Below are 19,517 nucleotides of genomic sequence, written 5' to 3'. Positions count from 1 at the left end.
ATGCGGGGTGCGGGGTGCGCGTCGTACCGGACAAGTCGACCAGGCAATGCGTTGACCCGCCAGCGGGCCGGGCTGCGGGGCCGGGGGGCGGGCCGGGCTGCGCGGCCGATGGGCGGACTGTCCACCGTTCGGCTGCTGGATTCTGCTAAATTGGGACCTTGATTGGTCTATACCACCGGCTCCCCTAGTCAGATCGGCAGGCACAGCGTGGAAGTTGTCATCGTCCCGGACGCCACGGCAGGCGGCGAACTGATCGCGGAGGCCATCGCCGCGCTGCTCACCCGCAAGCCCGACGCCCTGCTCGGCGTTGCCACCGGCTCGACCCCGCTGCCCGTCTACCGTGCGCTCGCGGCGAAGGTCGCCTCCGGTGCGGTCGACGCGTCGCGCGCCCGGATCTGCCAGCTCGACGAGTACGTGGGGCTGCCCGCGGGCCACCCGGAGTCGTACCGCTCCGTGGTGCTGCGCGAGGTCGTCGAGCCGCTCGGGCTCTCCGAGGCCTCCTTCATGGGCCCTGACGGTTCGGCCGAGGACGTCCAGGCGGCCTGCGAGGCCTACGACCGGGCGCTGGCGGAGGCGGGCGGCGTCGACCTCCAGCTCCTGGGCATCGGCACGGACGGGCACATCGGCTTCAACGAGCCGTGCTCCTCGCTCGCCTCGCGCACCCGGATCAAGACGCTGACGCAGCAGACCCGGGTGGACAACGCGCGCTTCTTCGACGACGACATCGAGCAGGTGCCGCACCACGTGATCACGCAGGGCATCGGGACGATCCTGGATTCCCGTCACCCGATCCTGCTGGCCACCGGTGAGGGCAAGGCGGAGGCCGTCGCCCAGACGGTGGAGGGGCCGGTCGCCTCGATCGTGCCGGCCTCGGCGCTCCAGCTGCATCCGCACGCGACGGTTGTCGTGGACGAGGCGGCGGCGTCGAAGCTGAAGCTGGCGGACTACTTCCGCGCCACGTATGCGGCGAAGCCGGGGTGGCAGGGGCTGTAGGGCTCGCCCCTGCGCGGCTGAGGGCCGGGACGCCTTTACGGTGTCCCGGCCCTTCGCCGTGGTGCCGCCCGTCCGGCGAGAGGCGTTGCCCTCAATCGCCGGACGGGCTTGAATGGGCCGGCCCAGGGCCTGATCCGCGGGCCCCGGTCGGACCGAACAGGCCGGCCCAGAGCTTGATCCGCAGGCCCCGTGACGGGTCAGGCCTTCGTGCCCGTCACCGCTTCTGCTGCCGCCAGGCCGCAGACTCGGGCCGCTCCGTGGGTGGCTATGTACAGCGAGCCCCTCGGGTCGGACTGGGGCAGGCCCATCTCGACCACGATCGTGTCCGGGCGGGCCGCCAGCAGGGCGTCGAGCGCCTCGCTCATCCAGGTGTGCCGGTGCTCGTCGCGGACCACGGCGACGATGCGCCGCTCCCCCGCCGCCGCCAGGATCGCGGCCGCCGGGGCGTCGGAGTCCACGCCGTAGGTGCCCGTCCCGGTGCCGGGCAGGATCCTGTCCAGCTCGGCGGCGATGCCCCACGGAGTCTCGCCGCCGACCGCGATGTTCGCCTCCGCGCTGAACGAGGCGACGTACGCCGGATCGGTCAGCCGGTCGCCGGAGCCGCTCAGCCGGACGGCGCGACGGGCGGCCACCAGGCCGATGTCGGAGCTGATTCCGGTGCCGGGCGCGGTCCCCTCCTGCACTGCCGCGCCCGGCTCCCGGACGTCCCCCCGGGCCCTCTGCGTCCAGGACGCGAGGGCTCGTACACGGGCGGCCGCGTCGGCGAGCCGCTCCTCGGTCAGTTCCCCGCTGCGCACGGCCGCGACGAGGGCGTCACGCAGCCGCAGCACCGTCTCCTCGTCGGCCAGGCCGCCGCCCACACAGATGGCGTCGGCGCCCGCCGCGAGGGCGAGGACGGACCCGCGCTCGATGCCGTACGTACCGGCGATGGCGTCCATCTCCACGGCGTCGGTGACGATCAGGCCGTCGTAACCCAGCTCCTGGCGCAGCAGACCGGTGAGGATCTGCGGGCTCAGGGTCGCCGGGCGTTCCGGGTCGAGTGCGGGAAGCAGGATATGCGCGCTCATCACCGATTTGGAACCCGCGGCGATGGCCGCCCGGAAGGGCACCAGCTCACGGGCGTGCAGGGTGTCGAGATCCACATCGATGCGGGGCATCGCCAGGTGCGAGTCGACCGCGGTGTCGCCGTGCCCGGGGAAGTGCTTGGTGCAGGCGGCTACGCCGGCGGCCTGGAGCCCCTCGATGTACGCGGCGGTGTGCCGGGCGGCCAGCCGGGTGTCGGCGCCGAAGGAGCGCACACCGATGACCGGGTTGCCCGGGTTGGAGTTGACGTCGGCGGACGGCGCCCAGTTGAGGTTGACGCCGCACTCGGCGAGCCGGCGGCCGAGCTCCTGGGCGACGGCCCGGGTGAGGTGGACGTCGTCCACCGAGCCGAGGGCGAAGTTGCCGGGGAAGGAGGAGCCGTGCGTGACCTCCAGGCGGGTCACGTCGCCGCCCTCCTCGTCGATGGCGACGAGGACGTCGTCCCGCTCGGAGCGCAACCGCTCGGTGAGGGCGGTGAGCTGTTCGGGCGAGGTGATGTTGCGGCCGAACAGGCCGACGGAGGAAAGGCCTTCACCGACGCGGCGCAGCAGCCAGTCCGGCGCGGTGGTGCCGGTGAACCCGGGCTGGAGTACGGCGAGCGCGTCGCGCGTCACGGTGTCCGTGGTGGAAACGAGGGTGGTCATGAGCCCGCACTATCCCTTCACAGCGCCGGAAGTGAGGCCAGCGGCCATCTTCTTCTGGATGATCATGAAGAACACGACGACAGGGATGGCGATCATGGTCGACGCCGCCATGAGGGCGCCGTAGTCCGTTCCGCGCTCGGTCGTGAACGTCATCAGCCATACGTTCAGCGTGTACTTGGAGTTGTCGTTGATCAGGATGTACGCGAAGAGGTACTCGTTCCACGCGTTCACCAGGGCGAAGATCGACGCGGCGGCGAGCCCGGGGGCGAGCAGCGGGAAGATCACCCGGCGGAAGGCCTGGAAGCGCGTGCAGCCGTCCACCATCGCGGACTCCTCCAGCTCCACCGGGATGTTCACGACGAAGCCGCGGATCATGATGGTGGCGAAGGGCAGCGTGGAGACCAGGTAGACGACGATCAGGCCCCAGTACTCGTCGATCCCGCCCATGGCGTTGAGCTGGGCGTAGATCGGGATGAGCATGGCCGTCGGCGGCAGCATCTGGACCAGGATCATGATCAGGACCAGGGCCTTGCGGCCGAAGAACCGGAACCGGCCGATCGCCAGGGCCGCCAGCGTCGCGATGATCATGCCGCCGACCACCGCGGTGACGGCGACGATCAGGCTGGACTGGATGGCGGTGGTGAAGTTCGGCTGCTCGGTGGCCCGGACGAAGTTGTCGAAGGTGATCGACGTGGGCCACAGGGTCTGGTCGTAGCTGCGGATCTCCCGGTTGGGCCGCAGGGCGCTGATGACCAGCCAGTAGACCGGGAAGACCATGACCAGGGCGATGCCGAGGCCGACGAGGTCGAAGTGCAGCCGGCTCTTCTTGCGGTCGGGGCGCAGCACCTGTGTGTGGGTCGAGCTGCTCATTCGACCTCTCCCGTCTTCATGAGCTGGCGCAGGTAGTACACGGCCACGCCGGACAGCAGCAGCACCGTGATCAGGGCGATCGCGGTGCCCTGGCTGAAGGAGGTGGACTCGAACGCCTTGGAGTAGGAGTAAAGGCCGAGGGTCTCGTACTCCGGCTCGGGCTTGTTGCCGCGCAGCAGCCAGATCTGGCCGAAGACGTTGAAGTCCCAGATCACCGAGAGGGTGGCGACCATGGTGAAGACCGGCTTGATGACCGGCCAGGTGACGAACTTGTAGATGCCGAAGGCGCTGGCGCCGTCGAGGGCGGCGGCCTCCTCCAGCTCCTGGGGGACCTGGGTGAGGGCGGCGTACAGGGTGACGACGACGAACGGGATGGCGCCCCAGACGACCAGCAGGGTGATGATGCCGAAGCCCTGGATCGGGTCGAGGTACCAGTTGTGTCCGAGCCAGTCCTCGCCGACGACCTTGGCGATCAGGGTGTTGATCAGGCCGTAGTCGGAGTCGGCCATGAAGCGGAAGATCGAGGCGGCGACCATCAGCGGCATCGACCAGGCGGCGATGAGGCAGGCGGTGAGCACCAGCCGGACCCAGGTGGAGAGCTTGCGCATGAGCAGCGCGACCAGCAGCCCGATGCCCATCGTCAGCGTCACGCAGATGGCCATGAAGACGACCGTGCGGAAGGTGACCCACCAGAACTCGGAGTCGCCGAGGATGTTGGTGAACTGCTCGAAGCCGACCCATGGCGCCGGCTCTCCGGACCACAGCTCACGCCGGCCCATGTCCTGGAAGGACATGACGACCGTCTTGCCGAGCGGGTAGAGGTAGACGGCGGCGATCGCCACGATCGCCGGGAGGATCAGGAAGTAGGGGAGGAGTTCACCCTTCTTCCGCTTCCTCTTCTGCACCCGGGGCGCATCGTCGTCGAAGGACGACTCGCCGGTCGCCTTCGGGTCGGGTGGTACGGGGACCGGCGGCCCGGCGGCCTTGGTATCAGCGGCAGACACGTGGCTGACCTTCCATCGCGGGTCCGGGGCGGGCCCCGGAATTCACGGCGTTCACTGTGGGAAAGGAGCGGGGGCCCGGCGCTGGCGCCGGGCCCCCGCCTGGCGACCGGAAGGTCAGGCTTCCTTGTTGATCAGCACGTTGATCTTGTCGTCGGCCTTCTTGGAGGCGTCGGCGACGGAGGCGCCCTTGACGATCTCCAGGAGCATGTTCTGGAGGATCTCTTCCTTCTCGATGGAGGCCCAGCCCGGCGCGATCGGCGTGAACCAGGCGTCCGGCACCGCGTTGGCGATGGCGGCGGTCTCCGGCTTGGCCTTCAGCGGCTCGAGCTGCTTCTCGTTGTTGGGAAGGATGTTCTTCGACGCGAGGACCTCCATGGACTTCGCGTTGGTGAAGAGGGAGATCCACTCCTGGCCGAGGTCCTGGACCTTGGACTTGGAGATCGTCGCGAGGTCGGAGCCGCCGATGAAGGACGGGAGGGCCTTGCCCTCGGGGCCGGGCATACCGGCTGTGGCGATCTTGCCCTCGAGCTTCGGGTTGCCGTTCTCGCCCGTGGTGACGCTGCCGGCCTCCCAGGCCTGGCCGTAGATGACCGCGGCCTTCTCGTTGGCCATGACGTTGGCGTGGTCCTGCTCGTCCTTCGTCACGTCGGCCTTGTTGTACTTCTTGACCAGGTCGACGTAGTGCTGGATGCCCTTCTGGGCCTCCGGGGTGGAGAGCGCGGCCTTCCACTCCTTGCTGCCCTCGTCGTACTCGGCTATCTGGCCACCGAAGGCGGCGACGTAGGACATCGCGGCGTACCAGTAGCGGCCCGGGTAGTAGAGGGACGAGGCGCGCTTGTCCTTCTTGCCCAGCTCGGCGTCGACCTTGTCCATCGCGGCGAGGAACTCGTCCTCGGTCTGCGGGAGGGCGTCGCTGCCGGTGCCGGCCTTCAGCATGTCCTTGTTGTACACGGCCAGACGGGCGCTGGCGTAGTAGGGAACGCAGTAGGTCTTGCCCTCGAAGGAGCACGTGTCCTTAAGACCCTTGATCCAGGTGTCCGAGTTCTCGTACTTCTTGGGGTCGATTTCTCCGAGCGCACCATTGAGGATGTACTGCATGGTCTCGGTATTGCCGAGTTCCACGACATCCGGGAATTTGTCGCCACCGAGGGAGGTGTCCAGCTTCTTGACCTTGTCGGCCCACTGCTGGTACTGAACCTTGACGGTGACACCCGGGTACTTCTTGTTGAACTCGGCGTTGACGTCCTTGACCAGCTCGGGCCAGGTGGACTGGGCCTCGCCCATGAGCCAGACGGTCAGGTTTTCCTTGCGGTCCTTCGGGTCCGCCGACGAGTTCTTGTCGTCCGAACCACACGCCGCGACCGAAACCAACATGCCCGCGACACCGATAGCCGCGATGAGCTTGCGCTTCACGTCAAACCCTCCTCAGGGATGCTGCAACCCCACCCACCGCGAAGACATTCGACGAGTTCTGCTGGGGCTGGACCTGGTCTTTAATGGTTTAGACCAGTACCGGGAGCTTGGCCTAGACCTTTAGGGGTGTCAAGGGTGTATAAGAAGTGCACTCGCGTCCGTTATAGGACCGACACCTAAGGGAGGGCGACGACCCGTGACCGGACCGTGCCACCATGTGAGCCGCGACAGACGGAGGAGCCGGTGACGGCAGCAACGCAGCAGTCGGGAAGGCGGGCCATGGGTGCCGACGGGGGCAGTTCGGGGAACGAGACCGGTACCGGTACGCGCACGGCGCGCGTACCGAAGTACTACCGGCTCAAGCGGCATCTCCTCGACATGACGGACACCCTGCCGCCCGGCACCCCGGTGCCGCCCGAACGCACTCTGGCGGCAGAGTTCGACACCTCGCGCACCACCGTGCGCCAGGCGCTCCAGGAGCTGGTCGTCGAGGGCCGGCTGGAGCGCATCCAGGGCAAGGGGACCTTCGTCGCCAAGCCGAAGGTCTCCCAGGCGCTCCAGCTCACCTCGTACACCGAGGACATGCGAGCCCAGGGACTGGAGCCGACGTCCCAACTGCTGGACATCGGCTATGTCACGGCGGACGACACGCTCGCCGGCCTGCTGGACATCTCGACGGGCGGCCGGGTGCTGCGCATCGAGCGGCTCCGGCTCGCCAGCGGGGAGCCCATGGCGATCGAGACCACCCATCTTTCGGCCAAACGCTTCCCGGCGCTGCGCCGTTCGCTGGTGAAGTACACCTCGCTCTACACCGCGCTCGCCGAGGTGTACGACGTCCGCCTCGCCGAGGCGGAGGAGACCATCGAGACCTCGCTCGCCACCCCGCGCGAGGCGGGTCTGCTGGGCACCGACGTGGGTCTGCCGATGCTCATGCTGTCCCGTCATTCGGTGGACGGCCAGGGCGAACCGGTGGAGTGGGTGCGCTCGGTCTACCGGGGCGACCGCTACAAGTTCGTGGCCCGCCTGAAGCGTCCGGCGGACTGAGGACCAGCAGCGCGCGAGCAGGCGGTGGCCCGGGGATCCCCTCCCCGGGCCACCGCCTTTTTCCGGCCATCCACGGGTGGAGCCGGATCGCGTGAACCGATCCCCCCTACCGTCCGTGTCGTTACTGCGGAACCTCGGTGGAGACATCTGCGATGCGCGACCGGTATGCGGACAGGGGTTCCGGAGGGCGGCCGCACCACCTAGATTTCGCGCACGTTACGACAGTGATCGCGCGAGGGGACGGATCGATATGCCGGAATCGCCCACATCAGCACCACCGGTTCCACCAGCACCGGGGCGGCGAGCGCCGACCCCGAAGTCCATAGCCGTCTGGAGCCTGGTGGCCCTTGCCGGCGCCATCGGCTGGGCCACCCTCGCGCTCTCGCGGGGTGAAGAGGTCTCCGCCGCCTGGATGCTGGCAGCGGCCCTCGGCTCGTACGCCATCGCGTACCGCTTCTACTCCCGGTTCATCGCCAACCGGGTCCTGAAGGTCGACAAGAACCGCGCGACCCCCGCCGAACGGCTGGACAACGGCGTCGACTTCCATCCCACCGACCGCCGGGTGCTGTTCGGCCACCACTTCGCCGCCATCGCGGGGGCGGGACCCCTGGTCGGCCCCGTGCTCGCCGCGCAGATGGGCTACCTGCCGGGCACGATCTGGCTCGTCGTCGGCGTCATCTTCGCCGGCGCCGTCCAGGACATGGTGACGCTCTTCTTCTCCACCCGCCGCAACGGCCGTTCGCTCGGCCAGATGGCACGCGACGAGATAGGGCCGGTCGGCGGGATCGCCGCCCTGGTCGCGGTCTTCATCATCATGATCATCCTGCTCGCGGTCCTCGCGCTGGTCATCGTGAACGCGCTCGCCCACTCGCCGTGGGGCGTCTTCTCCATCGGCATGACGATCCCGATCGCCCTCTTCATGGGCGTCTACCTGCGCACCCTGCGGCCCGGCAAGGTCAGCGAGGTCTCCCTCATAGGCGTCGCGCTGCTGCTCCTCGCGATCGTCTCGGGCGGCTGGGTCGCCGAGTCGTCGTGGGCGGACTTCTTCACGCTGGAGCCGGGCACGCTGGTCATCTGGATGATCGTGTACGGGTTCCTCGCCTCCGTGCTCCCCGTGTGGCTGCTGCTGGCCCCGCGCGACTACCTCTCCACCTTCATGAAGGTCGGCACGATCGGGCTGCTGGCCCTGGGCGTGGTCGTCGCCCTGCCGACCCTGAAGATGCCCGCGGTCACCGACTTCGCCTCCAGCGGCTCGGGCCCTGTCTTCGCCGGCTCGATGTTCCCCTTCGTCTTCATCACCATCGCCTGCGGCGCGCTCTCCGGCTTCCACTCCCTGGTCTCCTCCGGCACCACGCCGAAGATGGTCCAGAAGGAGACGCAGATCAGGATGATCGGCTACGGCGCCATGCTGGTCGAGTCGTTCGTGGCCATCATGGCGATGATCGCGGCCTGCATCATCGACCCGGGTCTGTACTTCGCCATCAACGCGCCCGCCGGCGTGATCGGCGACAGCGTCCAGTCCGCCTCCCAGGCCGTGGCCAACTTCGGCTTCACCATCACCCCGGACGCCCTGGCCCAGGCCGCGAAGGACGTGGAGGAGGCGAGCCTGCTCTCCCGGACCGGCGGCGCGCCGACGTTCGCGCTCGGCATGTCGGAGATCTTCTCCGCGGTGGTCGGCGGGACCGCCATGAAGGCGTTCTGGTACCACTTCGCCATCATGTTCGAGGCACTCTTCATCCTGACCACCGTGGACGCCGGCACCCGGGTCGGGCGCTTCATGCTCCAGGACATGCTGGGCAACGCCTACAAGCCGTTCCGCGAGGTCAGCTGGAAGCCGGGCGTCTGGTTCGCCAGCGCCGTCGTGGTCGGCGGCTGGGGCTACTTCCTCTGGGTCGGCGTGCACGACCCGCTGGGCGGCATCAACCAGCTCTTCCCGCTCTTCGGCATCGCCAACCAGCTGCTGGCAGCCGTGGCGCTGGCCGTCTGCACCACGCTGCTCGTCAAGTCCGGCCGCCTGAAGTGGGCGTGGGTCACCGCGGTCCCCCTCGCCTGGGACGTGGCGGTCACCCTCACCGCGAGCTGGCAGAAGATATTCTCGCCGGACGTGAAGATCGGCTTCTTCGCCCAGCGCGACAAGTACCAGGCGGGCATCGACGCGGGCGAGGTGCTGCCGCCCGCCAAGTCCATGGACGACATGCAGACCGTCGTCACCAACTCCACCGTCGACGGGGTGCTGTGCGCGCTCTTCGCGCTCCTCATCATCGTGGTGCTCGTCGACGCCGGCCGGGTCTGCTTCAACGCCATCCGCGACCCGGAGAGCGTGAAGCTCCACGAGGCGCCGTACGTCGAGTCCACGCTCGTCGCCCCGGCCTCGCTCATCGCGACCAAGGAGGAGAAGGCCGAACTGGTCGCCGCCGGCGTCGGCCCCGAGGGCGGTGCCCGCAAGGAGGCGGCGGGAACGGGGAGCCCGACATGACCGTCGCGGACGTACGGCGGGTGGCGGGACGGATCCGCTGGTACGTCCGTGAGCTGACCGGCGAGTCGGCGTACGACCGCTATGTGGAGCATGCGCGTGTCCACGATCCGGACACGCCGGTGATGACCCGCCGCGCCTTCGAGCGCAGCCGCACGGACGCCCGCGAGGCGGATCCGCGCGAGGGCTTCCGCTGCTGCTGAGCACCACCGGCCGATCGGGGCCGCCGCATCCCTCCGGGGACCCGGCGGCCCCTTTTCGCGCCCCGTACGGGCCCGGCCGTTCGTTTTCCCGGTGCGCGGAGCCCTCGCCGTACGAAAGGATGTGCCCATGACATCGCGCTCCCGGCCGCCCCGGCTCCGGCCCCTGCTCCTGACCGTGACGCTGGCACTGGCCCTGGCGGCGGCGGGCTGCGGCACCGAGCCGGCGCCCGACCGGGTGGCGGGCCGGAGCTCCTCGGGCGATCCGGCGCCCGACCGGGCGGAGTTGGAGGCGCGGGCGAGCGCCACGCAGATCGTCGCGGAGCATGTGTGGGTGACCGAGGCCGCGGGCTACGCCCTGGCGCGCCAGTCGGTCGGGGTGCTCGGTGACGACGGGTTCGGCAGCTCCTACACCGCACCGGACGGCGGAATGCTCCAGTTGTCGGTGGAGCGCCGCCCGCACGCCGAGGCCGACTGTACGGACGGCTCCGCGGCCGCCGGCGGCTCGGAGCCCCTGGTGACGTGCGAGCGGGACGGCGAACAGTGGTACCGGGCCACGGAGTCGGGCCACGCGTACGCCCGGGAACAGGGCGAACTCGTGATCACGGTGAGCGGGGCGCGCGAGAAGGTGGACCGGGCGACGCTGCGGTCGGCGGCGCGGGCCGCCCACCGCGCCGACGACCACGAGCTGGACCAGGTGCTGCCGCCGGCCGGGGATGCCTCCGGGCGGCAGCCGGTCGAGCGCGGCGACCTGCCACCAATGGGTGACGGCGCCCCGAACAACGATGTGGGAGCGAGTGGCTGACGGATCTGACGATCAGAGCGGCGGAGCCCGGCGAGTGGCCGCACCCGGCGACATCGTCGCCGGGGCCTGATCACGGCGACGATCTGCCGGACGGCCCGCAGGACCCGTATCCGCTCAAGCTGCGGGCGGTGGAGCAGCGGGCGGCCGAGGCCGAGGTGCTCGTCGCGCTCGATGCGGACGGGGCGGTGCTCGGGGGTGTGACGTATGCCGCTCCCGGCACTCCGTGGCGCGACATCGCCGGTCCGGACGAGGCCGAATTCCGGATACCGGCCGTGGCCCACGCCGGGCGCGGACGGGGCGTGGGCAGGGCGCGGGGGAGGCCCTCGTGCGGGCGTGCGTCGAGCGCGCCCGGTCCGCCGAGGGCGTCCGGGGGCTGGTGCTGTCGATGCAGCCGGCCATGCTCGGAGCCCATAGGATCTACCGTCGGCTCGGCTTTCCTCGGACTCCCGAACGGGGCTGGGAACCGGCGCCGGGCCTACGGCTCATGACCTTCCGGCTGGATCTGCAGACGGCCTCCCGAGGGGCGCACCACATCGCCGCGACACAACATGTGGGGGCCGCAGTATCTGGCGGCCCCCACATGTATGCTCGACCTCGCTGTCGTCGCAGGGGAATCCGGTGCGAATCCGGAACTGTCCCGCAACGGTGTGATCAGTGTGCTTTTGCGCACCGCCGAGTCCGAAGACCTGTCGACAGCGCGTCCGGCTCGACCGAACCGGACGCCAGACGTCCGGGCCTCGCGGATGGGCCGGTGGACGCCGTCAGCTGTGCTGCCCTGCCCCGGGTTTCGCGCTGCCCGGCTTCCCCGCCTTCCGCCGGCCCCTGCCGAGCGAGGTAAAGCCCAGTGACCATCGCGCCCGCCGATCCGGTTTCAGCCACCGAATCCGCCGAGTCCGCAGTGTCGACCACGGCCGGGAAAGTCCCGAACGACGGACCCGGGACCGCCTTGCTGCGGACCCTGACCGACCTCACCGTCGATCTGACCGACACCGACCCCGGCCGGGTCGCCGCCGCCGCGCTGCGCGGGCGCAACGCCCGTTCCGACGAGGCCGAGCTGCGCTCGCTGGCCACCGAGGCCGCCGCGGGGCTGATCTCCGAGGACCCGGCGTACTCCCGGCTCGCCGCCCGGCTGCTGACCCGCACGATCGCGGACGAGGCCGCGGGGCAGGGCGCGACCTCCTTCTCCGCCTCGGTCGCCGTCGGGCACCGCGAGGGCCTGATCGCCGACCGCACCGCCGCGTTCGTGGAGCTCCACGCGGCCGCGCTCGACCGGCTCGTCGAGCAGGCCATGGCGGACGGCGCCGACGACCGCTTCGGCTACTTCGGTCTCCGTACGCTGCACAGCCGTTACCTGCTGCGCCACCCGATCACCCGCCAGGTCATCGAGACCCCGCAGCACTTCATGCTGCGCGTGGCCGCCGGCCTCGCCGAGGACGACTCGGTGCGGGCGCTGGACGAGGTCGCCGCGCTGTACGGGCTGATGAGCCGGCTGGACTACCTCCCCTCCTCCCCCACGCTGTTCAACTCCGGCACCCGGCACCCGCAGATGTCCTCCTGCTATCTGCTGGACTCGCCGAAGGACGAGCTGGACTCGATCTACGACCGCTACCACCAGGTGGCGCGGCTCTCCAAGCACGCGGGCGGCATCGGTCTGTCGTACTCCCGCATCCGCGCCAGGGGTTCGCTGATCCGGGGCACCAACGGGCACTCCAACGGCATCGTGCCGTTCCTCAAGACGCTGGACGCCTCGGTCGCGGCGGTGAACCAGGGCGGCCGGCGCAAGGGTGCGGCGGCGGTCTACCTGGAGACCTGGCACGCGGACATCGAGGAGTTCCTGGAGCTCCGCGACAACACCGGTGAGGACCAGCGGCGTACGCACAACCTGAACCTGGCGCACTGGATCCCGGACGAGTTCATGCGCCGGGTCGACGCGGACACCGAGTGGTCGCTGTTCTCCCCCGCCGACGTGCCCGAGCTGGTCGACCTGTGGGGCGACGCCTTCGACGCGGCCTACCGGGCGGCCGAGGCCAAGGGGCTGGCCCGCAGGACGATTCCGGCGCGTGAGCTGTACGGCCGGATGATGCGGACCCTCGCGCAGACCGGCCAGGGCTGGATGACGTTCAAGGACGCCTCCAACCGGACCGCGAACCAGACCGCCGAGCCGGGCCGGGTCGTGCACTCCTCGAACCTGTGCACCGAGATCCTCGAAGTCACCGACGACGGCGAGACGGCCGTCTGCAACCTGGGTTCGGTCAACCTGGGCGCCTTCGTGGCCAACGGCTCGATCGACTGGGAGCGGCTGGACGCCACCGTGCGCACCGCCGTGACCTTCCTGGACCGGGTCGTCGACATCAACTTCTACCCGACCGAGCAGGCCGGGCGCTCCAACTCCCGCTGGCGGCCGGTCGGTCTGGGTGCGATGGGCCTCCAGGACGTCTTCTTCCAACTGCGTCTGCCCTTCGACTCCCCCGAGGCCCGCGCGCTCTCCACGCGGATCTCCGAGCGGATCATGCTCGCCGCGTACGAGGCTTCCTGCGACCTCGCGGAGCGGTCGGGTCCGCTGCCCGCCTGGTCCGAGACGCGGGCCGCACGCGGTGTGCTGCACCCCGACCACTACGACACCGAGCTGAACTGGCCGGAGCGCTGGGACGCGCTGCGCGCCCGGGTCGCGAAGACCGGCATGCGCAACTCGCTCCTGCTGGCGATCGCACCGACCGCCACGATCGCCTCGATCGCCGGGGTGTACGAGTGCATCGAGCCGCAGGTCTCCAACCTGTTCAAGCGCGAGACGCTCAGCGGTGAGTTCCTCCAGGTCAACGCCTACCTGGTGGACGAGCTGAAGAAGCTCGGCGTGTGGGACGCCCGCACCCGTGAGGCGCTGCGCGAGGCGAGCGGCTCCGTGCAGGGCTTCGCCTGGATCCCCGAGGACGTGCGGGCGCTGTACCGCACCGCGTGGGAGATCCCGCAGCGCGGCCTGATCGACATGGCGGCGGCCCGTACGCCGTTCCTCGACCAGAGCCAGTCGCTCAACCTGTTCCTGGAGACGCCGACGATCGGCAAGCTCTCCTCGATGTACGCGTACGCCTGGAAGCAAGGGCTGAAGACGACGTACTACCTGCGTTCGCGCCCGGCGACCCGGATCGCCCGTGCCGCGTCCGGTCAGGCGTCGGCCGCCGCCCTCATTCCCGTACAGCAGGCAACGGCTCCCGACGCGGACGCCATCGCCTGCTCCCTCGAAAACCCCGAGTCCTGCGAGGCCTGTCAGTAATGAGCACCAACGACGAGAAGAACCTGCTCGACCCGGGCTTCGAGCTGACCCTGCGCCCCATGCGCTACCCGGACTTCTACGAGCGCTACCGGGACGCGATCAAGAACACCTGGACCGTGGAGGAGGTCGACCTCCACTCGGACGTCTCCGACCTCGCCAAGCTGTCGCCGGGTGAGCAGCACATGATCGGCCGGCTGGTGGCGTTCTTCGCGACCGGTGACTCGATCGTCTCCAACAACCTCGTGCTGACGCTGTACAAGCACATCAACTCCCCCGAGGCGCGGCTGTATCTGTCGCGGCAGCTCTTCGAGGAGGCCGTGCACGTCCAGTTCTATCTGACGCTGCTCGACACCTACCTGCCCGACCCGGACGACCGGGCGGCGGCGTTCGACGCGGTCGAGGAGATCCCCTCGATCCGTGAGAAGGCCCAGTTCTGCTTCAAGTGGATGGACTCGGTCGAGAAGATCGACCGGCTGGAGACGAAGGCGGACCGCCGCCGCTTCCTGCTGAACCTGATCTGCTTCGCGGCGTGCATCGAGGGGCTGTTCTTCTACGGCGCCTTCGCGTACGTGTACTGGTTCCGCTCGCGCGGTCTGCTGCACGGTCTCGCCACGGGCACCAACTGGGTTTTCCGTGACGAGACGATGCACATGAACTTCGCGTTCGAGGTCGTGGACACCGTCCGCAAGGAGGAGCCGGAGCTCTTCGACGACGCGCTGGAGCAGCAGGTCACCGTGTTTCGAAAGTAGCGCCGTCCGCCCGGAGGGCGGGCTCGGCGGCGTCTGGTGCGTGCGATCGCAAGGCGGAGGGTCGCCCCGATACTGGATGTATCGAGGTGATCCCGACAACGCGGCGAGCGTGCGTGCCAGGCGTCGCCGAGCAGGCGGGACTTTCGAAACACGCCCTAGACCGGAGGGGTTTCTCAGACCCTGGCCCAGCTTCTGAGGTAGGGGCGCCGCGCAGCCGTCACCGGTCGCGCGGCGCTCCGCGTTTCCGGGGGCCCGGCCGGGCGCCGCCCCCGTTCCGCCTCCCGCAGCTGGCGGTCGACGCGGCGTTCGCGGACGACGCCGAGGGCGACGGGCGCGAGGACGAGGGCGAAAAGTGCCGCTACGAACAGGTAGTTCAGGAATGTGTTCATGCCTCTACTCTGGACCGCCCGGACGAGAATCATCAGTGGCAGGACTGCCATGGGGCATCAAATAGCTGCCACACTGGGTCCATGCTGACCAATGTCGCCGCCCTTCTCCTCGACGAGGTCCACCCCTTCGAACTCGGCGTCCTGTGCGAGGTGTTCGGTCTGGACCGCAGCGACGAGGGCCTGCCGGTGCACGACTTCGCGGTGGTCTCCGCCGAGGGCCCCGTCCTGAACACCCACGCGGGCTTCACCATCACCACGCCGCACGGCCTGGAACGGCTGGAGGAGGCCGACCTCATCGCCGTACCGGCGGGCAGCAACTTCGTGCGGCGGGAGTATCCCGAGGAGGTCCTCGACGCACTGCGCCGGGCCGTGGAGCGCGGCTCGCGGGTGCTGAGCGTCTGCTCGGGGGCGTACGTCCTCGGCGCGGCCGGGCTGCTGGACGGCCGCCGCTGCACCACGCACTGGCGGCACGCGGAGGAGCTGGCCCGGCGCCACCCGAAGGCGATCGTCGAGCCGGACGTGCTGTACGTGGACGAGGGCCCGGTGATCAGTTCCGCGGGCACCGCCGCCGGGATCGACGCGTGTCTGCACCTGATCCGGCAGGAGTACGGCCAGGAGGCGGCCAACACCCTGGCCCGGCGCATGGTGGTGCCGCCGCACCGGGACGGCGGGCAGGCGCAGTACATCAGCCGCCCGCTGCCCCGGAACGCCTGTGACACGGTCGGCTCGACCCTGGCCTGGATGGAACAGCACCTCGACCAGGAGATGAGCGTGGAACAGCTGGCCGCACTGGCGCACATGTCGCCGCGCACCTTCGCCCGGCGGTTCCAGCAGGAGACCGGGACCACGCCCTACCGCTGGCTGCTGCGGCAGCGGGTGCTGCTGGCCCAGCATCTGCTGGAGACCTCCGACCGGACGATCGACACGATCGCGGGGCAGACGGGCTTCAGCACGGCGGCGACGCTGCGGCACCAGTTCGTGCGGTCACTGGGCACCACGCCGAACGCCTACCGCCGCACGTTCCGGGGCCCGGCGGCCACGGCCGTGCCCGACGTCGCCTGAGCGCCGCCGGGCGCGGCCGCGGGAAGGGTCAGATGCCGCAGCTGGGCGCCGACCAGAAGTGGTTGCCCCCCTGGTTGACGTGCACGTGGTCGTTGTGGCCGGAGTAGCCGGGGCCGAGGATTCCCCGGAAGCCGTGGTAGCGGGCCTGCTTGGCCAGCGTGCACAGGGAGTGGGGCGAGGCGCCGAGGTCGACCGCGTCGCCGTACAGATGACGGCTGTTGCTCGCCCCGCCGACGGCCGAGTTGCAGGAGTAGGAGCGGAAACCGCTGGTGACACGGATCGACTGGTCACCGAGCGCGTGGCGCAGCGCCTCCAGCTTCCACATGCTGCTCAGCGCGTTGGCCTTGGCCGTACCCGCCGCGACCGCGCCGCCGGCCCAGGTGCTGTTGCACTTGTTGAGCTCGGGGTACGTGAAGTGGATCGGCGTGCAGTCGTTGTCCTGGAGTTCGTAGAGCTTGGCCTGGGTGGCGGGCCCGGCGACCCCGTCGGCGGCCAGGCCGTAGGCCGCCTGGAACCGCTTGACGGCGGCGGTGGTGGCGGGGCCGTAGGAGCCGTCGATGGCGAGGACCGCGTTGTAGCCCGGGTAGCCGGCCACCCGGATCTGGAGCTGGGTGACATCGCTGCCGGTGGCGCCGGCCTTCAGGGTGCGGGTCCAGGTGTAGCAGCCGTCGGCCTGCGCGGTGCCGGCGGTCAGCACCGCACCACCCAAAGCAAACGTAATGGTCATGACAAGTCCGAGCAGAACGCGTGCGGTGCGTCTCAGCACAGGGGTCTCCCTCTGAACGTCACGGTCGATGTGCCCGTGAGCCTGCCCCGGTCAGCTACGCGCGTCAACTACCTCTGGGGAAAATGCAGTTGTCTGCCGGGGGTGGAGTTCGAAAACCGGCGGGCACCCGACACCGGCGAACCGGTACCGGGTCCCTGCGGGGACGTCCTCAGTCGTTCGGGACGACCTCGTAGCGCGGCGTGCCCTCGTCCATCTGCCGCAGCGCGTCCTTGCGCTCCCGCTTGGAGAGCCGGTCGATGTACAGGTAGCCGTAGAGGTGGTCCGTCTCGTGCTGGAGGCAGCGCGCGAAGTAACCGCTGCCCCGGACCTTGATCGGGTTGCCCTTCGCGTCCTGCCCGCGCACCACCGCGTAGTCGGGGCGGGCGAGCGAGGCGTACGCGGTCGGGACCGAGAGGCAGCCCTCGTTGGAGTCGTCCAGCACCCGCGCCTCGGGAGCCAGCTCCTCCAGGACCGGGTTGCAGATGACGCCGGTGTGCCGCTTGCCGTCGTCGTCGGGGCAGTCGTAGACGAAGACCTTCAGGTCCACGCCGATCTGGTTGGCGGCCAGGCCGACGCCCTCGGCCGTCTTCTGGCTGGCGAACATGTCGTCGATCAGCTGCGCCAGCTCGTCGTCGAACGCGGTGACGTCCTTGCACTCCTTGTGCAGCACCGGGTTGCCCACGACCGTGATCGGACGGGAGGTACCGCGCGCGCGATAGGCCGCCTCACGCTCCTCGCAGTCCTCCGTGTCGACGAGGAACCCCTCCTCGTCCACGCCGATCCGCCCGTCCGTCTCCTGCTGCGACATGTCCGCCGTACGCCTTCCTGCAAAACCTGAACTCGGTGACCCCGCCGCATCCCGTCAGAGCCCGGGAACCGCGAGTGGAACAGCACCGCGATCGGTGCGCGTACAGCCTACGGGCACAGGTCAGCAGACTTCTTCGAGATCCCGCCACCCGCGGCTGTCCGGGCTGTCGGCGACCCAGCCGTCCAGCAGCCCGCGCACCAGACCGGCCGGGGCCGCGAGACCGCACTCGCGCTCCGGGACCCACAGATCGCCGCCGCCCGCGGTGCGGTGACCCAGCGGACCGGGATGGCCCGGTTCGCTGTGGTCGTGCGGGTCCAGGTGCTCCCCGTCGCCCTCGTCGCTCTCCATCCGGCTCTCCGAACACGCCCGGCACAGCAGCCGCACGGACGAGGACCAGTCCTCGGCGGCGAACCCGGCGTCCGACGCCAGCTTCTCCAGCGCGTCCCGGTCGTCCTCGGTGGCCGCCTCCAGCAGCACCACCCAGGTCGGCACCGGGGACGGCGCCCACAGCTCGATCTCGTCGAACACCGGGTACGAGGGCCCGGCCGCGGTGACCCGCTCGCCGTTGGGCACCCCGTCGTGCAGGACGACCTCGCCCCAGCGTCGCCCGGAGGACGGCAGCGGGATCGAGAGCACCTCGATCCGGGCCGGGTCGAGCCGGCGGCCCCAGACCACCTCGGCCTCGCCCTCCGGCGAGAGCCGCACCGCGGCACTGCCCAGCTCCATGCCGGTCGGCTCGGTGGTGGCCGCGCTGTGCTGGCCGCCTCCGGGAACCTTCAGGCCGTACGCCTGCCAGGCCCGCCTCGCCAGCGGCCAGTCCTGGAGCGCGGTGGCCGCGATCCCGACGTTCCACCAGTCCGGGGCGCCAGGCTCCCGGTCGAGCAGTGCGACGGCCCGCAGGCCCGCCGCCCTCGCCTGCTCCCAGTCGTGCCGGAACTTGTGCAGCAGCGCCAGATTGAACCAGGACTCCGAGAGCCAGGGCTCCAGATCCGCCGCGCGCGTCAGCAGCGCCCCCGCGTCCTCGTACCGGCCGTCGCCGATCAGCGTGAACGCGCGGTCCGTGGCCTGCCGCCAAGAGGCGGACGGCCGATGCCGTACCTTCCCGAAGATCCTCACGATTCCCGCCTGTCCCGACTGGACACCCTCGTCATCCGCTCTGCTTTCGCATCCAACCATGCCCGGCCGGACGCCCGCTCATTACCCATGGGTTACCCAGCTCCGGCCGGGGTCAGACCGCCCCCGCGAGGACGCGCCCCAGCGCCTTGACCACCTGCGGCCGGTGGTCGTGCCCCGTGCCGAGCCTGAGCTGCTCCAGCGCGCCGAGCGGTCCGCCCACGCCTTCCCCGCGCACGTCGTCGTATGCGTTGACCGTCCTGACGACCCTGGCGGCGGCAGTTGCGCCCGGTACGGATCGGTCAGCTGCGGCCCGGCCGGCCCCAGCTCCCGCCCCACGGCGACGGCGAGCGCGGCGACCCGGTGGGCATGGCCGGGTGGGGTGTACCCGGCGATCTCGGTGGCGCGGGCGAGCGAGGCGATCATCCGCCGGCAAGTCGTGCGGACGGCCGCGTACCGGCGGACGGAGACCTGCGTGAGCAGCAGCGGCCCGCGCAACCCGCCGGCGCCCATGGCCCCGCGACCGCGACCCCCAGCACCACCCGGGTCGCGCCGATCGCGATCCCGATCCCGGCGAGCGCGCGCACCTCGTCCGCCAGGAGCGGACCGTACGGCAGTGGGGCGCCGGGCCCGTCGGGGCGGGGACTTCCGAACGCGCCAGGAGGACGGTCAGCAGGTCGTCGCGAGGGCGCAGGCGGGGAGCGCGCACCAGGTCGCGCCGAGGACGGCGGCCAGGATGCGGGCACGCGCCGCCGCAGGTGTGCCCCTCACGCCCGCAGCATGGTCGGCGGACGCGCCACGCTGGCGAGTTGAGCGGCTCACCGAGCCGCTAC

Annotated in this window: 15 protein-coding genes, 3 pseudogenes and 1 riboswitch; of the genes and pseudogenes, 9 read left to right on the top strand and 9 right to left on the bottom strand. The window is 70.1% G+C overall.

All coding sequences use genetic code 11. The features are described 5' to 3' along the window. Positions 1-207 precede the first annotated feature (207 nt). Positions 208-993 carry a glucosamine-6-phosphate deaminase gene (nagB, locus tag IG90_RS0109770; RefSeq protein WP_030580607.1) on the top strand — a complete coding sequence of 262 codons (786 nt, stop codon included), beginning with the start codon at positions 208-210 and terminating at the stop codon, positions 991-993. 197 nt (positions 994-1,190) lie between these two features. Here nagB and IG90_RS0109765 read toward each other — a convergent pair whose 3' ends face one another. The 4 genes from IG90_RS0109765 to IG90_RS0109750 all read right to left on the bottom strand — a co-directional run bounded on the left by IG90_RS0109765 (position 1,191) and on the right by IG90_RS0109750 (position 6,007). Further along, positions 1,191-2,720, bottom strand: coding sequence for a glycoside hydrolase family 3 protein (locus IG90_RS0109765; protein WP_030580604.1), 1,530 nt, complete (start codon positions 2,718-2,720; stop codon positions 1,191-1,193). A 9-nt stretch (positions 2,721-2,729) separates the two neighbouring features. Then, on the bottom strand, positions 2,730-3,590 hold the full coding sequence (locus IG90_RS0109760; RefSeq protein WP_030580601.1) for a carbohydrate ABC transporter permease: 861 nt from the start codon (positions 3,588-3,590) through the stop codon (positions 2,730-2,732). Then, positions 3,587-4,594: a carbohydrate ABC transporter permease gene (locus IG90_RS0109755; RefSeq protein WP_030580598.1), complete on the bottom strand. Its 1,008-nt coding sequence runs from the start codon at positions 4,592-4,594 to the stop codon at positions 3,587-3,589. Before IG90_RS0109755 ends, IG90_RS0109760 begins: the two co-directional genes overlap by 4 nt. 114 nt (positions 4,595-4,708) lie before the next feature. Further along, positions 4,709-6,007 carry a sugar ABC transporter substrate-binding protein gene (locus IG90_RS0109750; RefSeq protein ID WP_030580595.1) on the bottom strand — a complete coding sequence of 433 codons (1,299 nt, stop codon included), beginning with the start codon at positions 6,005-6,007 and terminating at the stop codon, positions 4,709-4,711. Between the two features lie 279 nt (positions 6,008-6,286). On the opposite strand from IG90_RS0109750, the gene IG90_RS0109745 reads away from it, so the two are divergent. The 7 genes and pseudogenes from IG90_RS0109745 to IG90_RS0109720 form a co-directional block, all read left to right on the top strand. Continuing rightward, the gene (locus IG90_RS0109745; protein WP_030580592.1) at positions 6,287-7,051 is read left to right on the top strand and encodes a GntR family transcriptional regulator; all 765 of its coding nucleotides are present in this window, start codon (positions 6,287-6,289) and stop codon (positions 7,049-7,051) included. A 250-nt stretch (positions 7,052-7,301) separates the two neighbouring features. Beyond that, positions 7,302-9,527 carry a carbon starvation CstA family protein gene (locus IG90_RS0109740; RefSeq protein ID WP_030580590.1) on the top strand — a complete coding sequence of 742 codons (2,226 nt, stop codon included), beginning with the start codon at positions 7,302-7,304 and terminating at the stop codon, positions 9,525-9,527. Further along, positions 9,524-9,727 (top strand): YbdD/YjiX family protein, encoded by a 204-nt coding sequence (locus IG90_RS0109735; RefSeq protein WP_030580587.1) that lies wholly within the window; start codon positions 9,524-9,526, stop codon positions 9,725-9,727. The genes IG90_RS0109740 and IG90_RS0109735 overlap by 4 nt, the downstream gene beginning before the upstream one ends. 127 nt (positions 9,728-9,854) lie before the next feature. Further along, entirely contained in the window at positions 9,855-10,529 is a 675-nt protein-coding gene (locus IG90_RS0109730) for a hypothetical protein (RefSeq protein ID WP_030580584.1), read from the top strand. After that, a pseudogene (locus tag IG90_RS41735) lies at positions 10,526-11,046 on the top strand (GNAT family N-acetyltransferase); the annotation flags it as partial. The gene IG90_RS0109730 and the pseudogene IG90_RS41735, both read left to right, overlap by 4 nt. 67 nt (positions 11,047-11,113) lie before the next feature. Next, positions 11,114-11,237, top strand: a riboswitch (cobalamin riboswitch). 136 nt (positions 11,238-11,373) lie between these two features. Next, a complete protein-coding gene (locus tag IG90_RS0109725) occupies positions 11,374-13,797 on the top strand; it encodes a ribonucleoside-diphosphate reductase subunit alpha (RefSeq protein WP_030580581.1) in 2,424 nt (807 codons plus the stop codon). Further along, a pseudogene (locus tag IG90_RS0109720) lies at positions 13,797-14,531 on the top strand (ribonucleotide-diphosphate reductase subunit beta); the annotation flags it as partial. The gene IG90_RS0109725 and the pseudogene IG90_RS0109720, both read left to right, overlap by 1 nt. 188 nt (positions 14,532-14,719) lie before the next feature. On the opposite strand, the gene IG90_RS0109715 reads toward IG90_RS0109720, so the two are convergent. After that, entirely contained in the window at positions 14,720-14,935 is a 216-nt protein-coding gene (locus IG90_RS0109715; protein WP_030580576.1) for a hypothetical protein, read from the bottom strand. 81 nt (positions 14,936-15,016) lie between these two features. Here IG90_RS0109715 and IG90_RS0109710 point away from each other — a divergent pair, with 81 nt between their 5' ends. Continuing rightward, positions 15,017-15,997 (top strand): GlxA family transcriptional regulator, encoded by a 981-nt coding sequence (locus tag IG90_RS0109710; protein ID WP_030580573.1) that lies wholly within the window; start codon positions 15,017-15,019, stop codon positions 15,995-15,997. 28 nt (positions 15,998-16,025) lie between these two features. Here IG90_RS0109710 and IG90_RS0109705 read toward each other — a convergent pair whose 3' ends face one another. The 4 genes and pseudogenes from IG90_RS0109705 to IG90_RS41730 form a co-directional block, all read right to left on the bottom strand. Further along, complete coding sequence (locus IG90_RS0109705; RefSeq protein ID WP_030580570.1) at positions 16,026-16,763, bottom strand: D-Ala-D-Ala carboxypeptidase family metallohydrolase; 738 nt, start codon at positions 16,761-16,763, stop codon at positions 16,026-16,028. Positions 16,764-16,932: 169 nt separating this feature from the next. Beyond that, positions 16,933-17,571 (bottom strand): peptide deformylase, encoded by a 639-nt coding sequence (gene def, locus IG90_RS0109700; protein ID WP_030580567.1) that lies wholly within the window; start codon positions 17,569-17,571, stop codon positions 16,933-16,935. A gap of 120 nt (positions 17,572-17,691) precedes the next feature. Continuing rightward, positions 17,692-18,687: a tetratricopeptide repeat protein gene (locus IG90_RS0109695; protein WP_030580564.1), complete on the bottom strand. Its 996-nt coding sequence runs from the start codon at positions 18,685-18,687 to the stop codon at positions 17,692-17,694. A 92-nt stretch (positions 18,688-18,779) separates the two neighbouring features. After that, a pseudogene (locus IG90_RS41730) lies at positions 18,780-19,307 on the bottom strand (metal-dependent phosphohydrolase); the annotation flags it as partial. Positions 19,308-19,517: the final 210 nt, after the last annotated feature.

Source organism: Streptomyces anulatus (assembly GCF_000721175.1).
GTDB lineage: Bacteria > Actinomycetota > Actinomycetes > Streptomycetales > Streptomycetaceae > Streptomyces > Streptomyces anulatus_C.
Note: the sequence above shows the minus strand (reverse complement) of the source record. Positions and strands in the feature narration are given on the sequence as shown.

What these genes read in the sequence shown, in the direction of transcription:
- IG90_RS0109740 (WP_030580590.1), top strand. Translation starts at nt 7,302, where the DNA reads ATGCCGGAATCGCCCACATCAGCACCACCGGTTCCACCAGCACCGGGG.
- IG90_RS0109760 (WP_030580601.1), bottom strand. Translation starts at nt 3,590, where the DNA reads ATGAGCAGCTCGACCCACACACAGGTGCTGCGCCCCGACCGCAAGAAG.
- IG90_RS0109735 (WP_030580587.1), top strand. Translation starts at nt 9,524, where the DNA reads ATGACCGTCGCGGACGTACGGCGGGTGGCGGGACGGATCCGCTGGTAC.
- IG90_RS0109710 (WP_030580573.1), top strand. Translation starts at nt 15,017, where the DNA reads ATGCTGACCAATGTCGCCGCCCTTCTCCTCGACGAGGTCCACCCCTTC.
- IG90_RS0109745 (WP_030580592.1), top strand. Translation starts at nt 6,287, where the DNA reads ATGGGTGCCGACGGGGGCAGTTCGGGGAACGAGACCGGTACCGGTACG.
- IG90_RS0109765 (WP_030580604.1), bottom strand. Translation starts at nt 2,720, where the DNA reads ATGACCACCCTCGTTTCCACCACGGACACCGTGACGCGCGACGCGCTC.
- IG90_RS0109730 (WP_030580584.1), top strand. Translation starts at nt 9,855, where the DNA reads ATGACATCGCGCTCCCGGCCGCCCCGGCTCCGGCCCCTGCTCCTGACC.
- def (WP_030580567.1), bottom strand. Translation starts at nt 17,571, where the DNA reads ATGTCGCAGCAGGAGACGGACGGGCGGATCGGCGTGGACGAGGAGGGG.
- IG90_RS0109715 (WP_030580576.1), bottom strand. Translation starts at nt 14,935, where the DNA reads ATGAACACATTCCTGAACTACCTGTTCGTAGCGGCACTTTTCGCCCTC.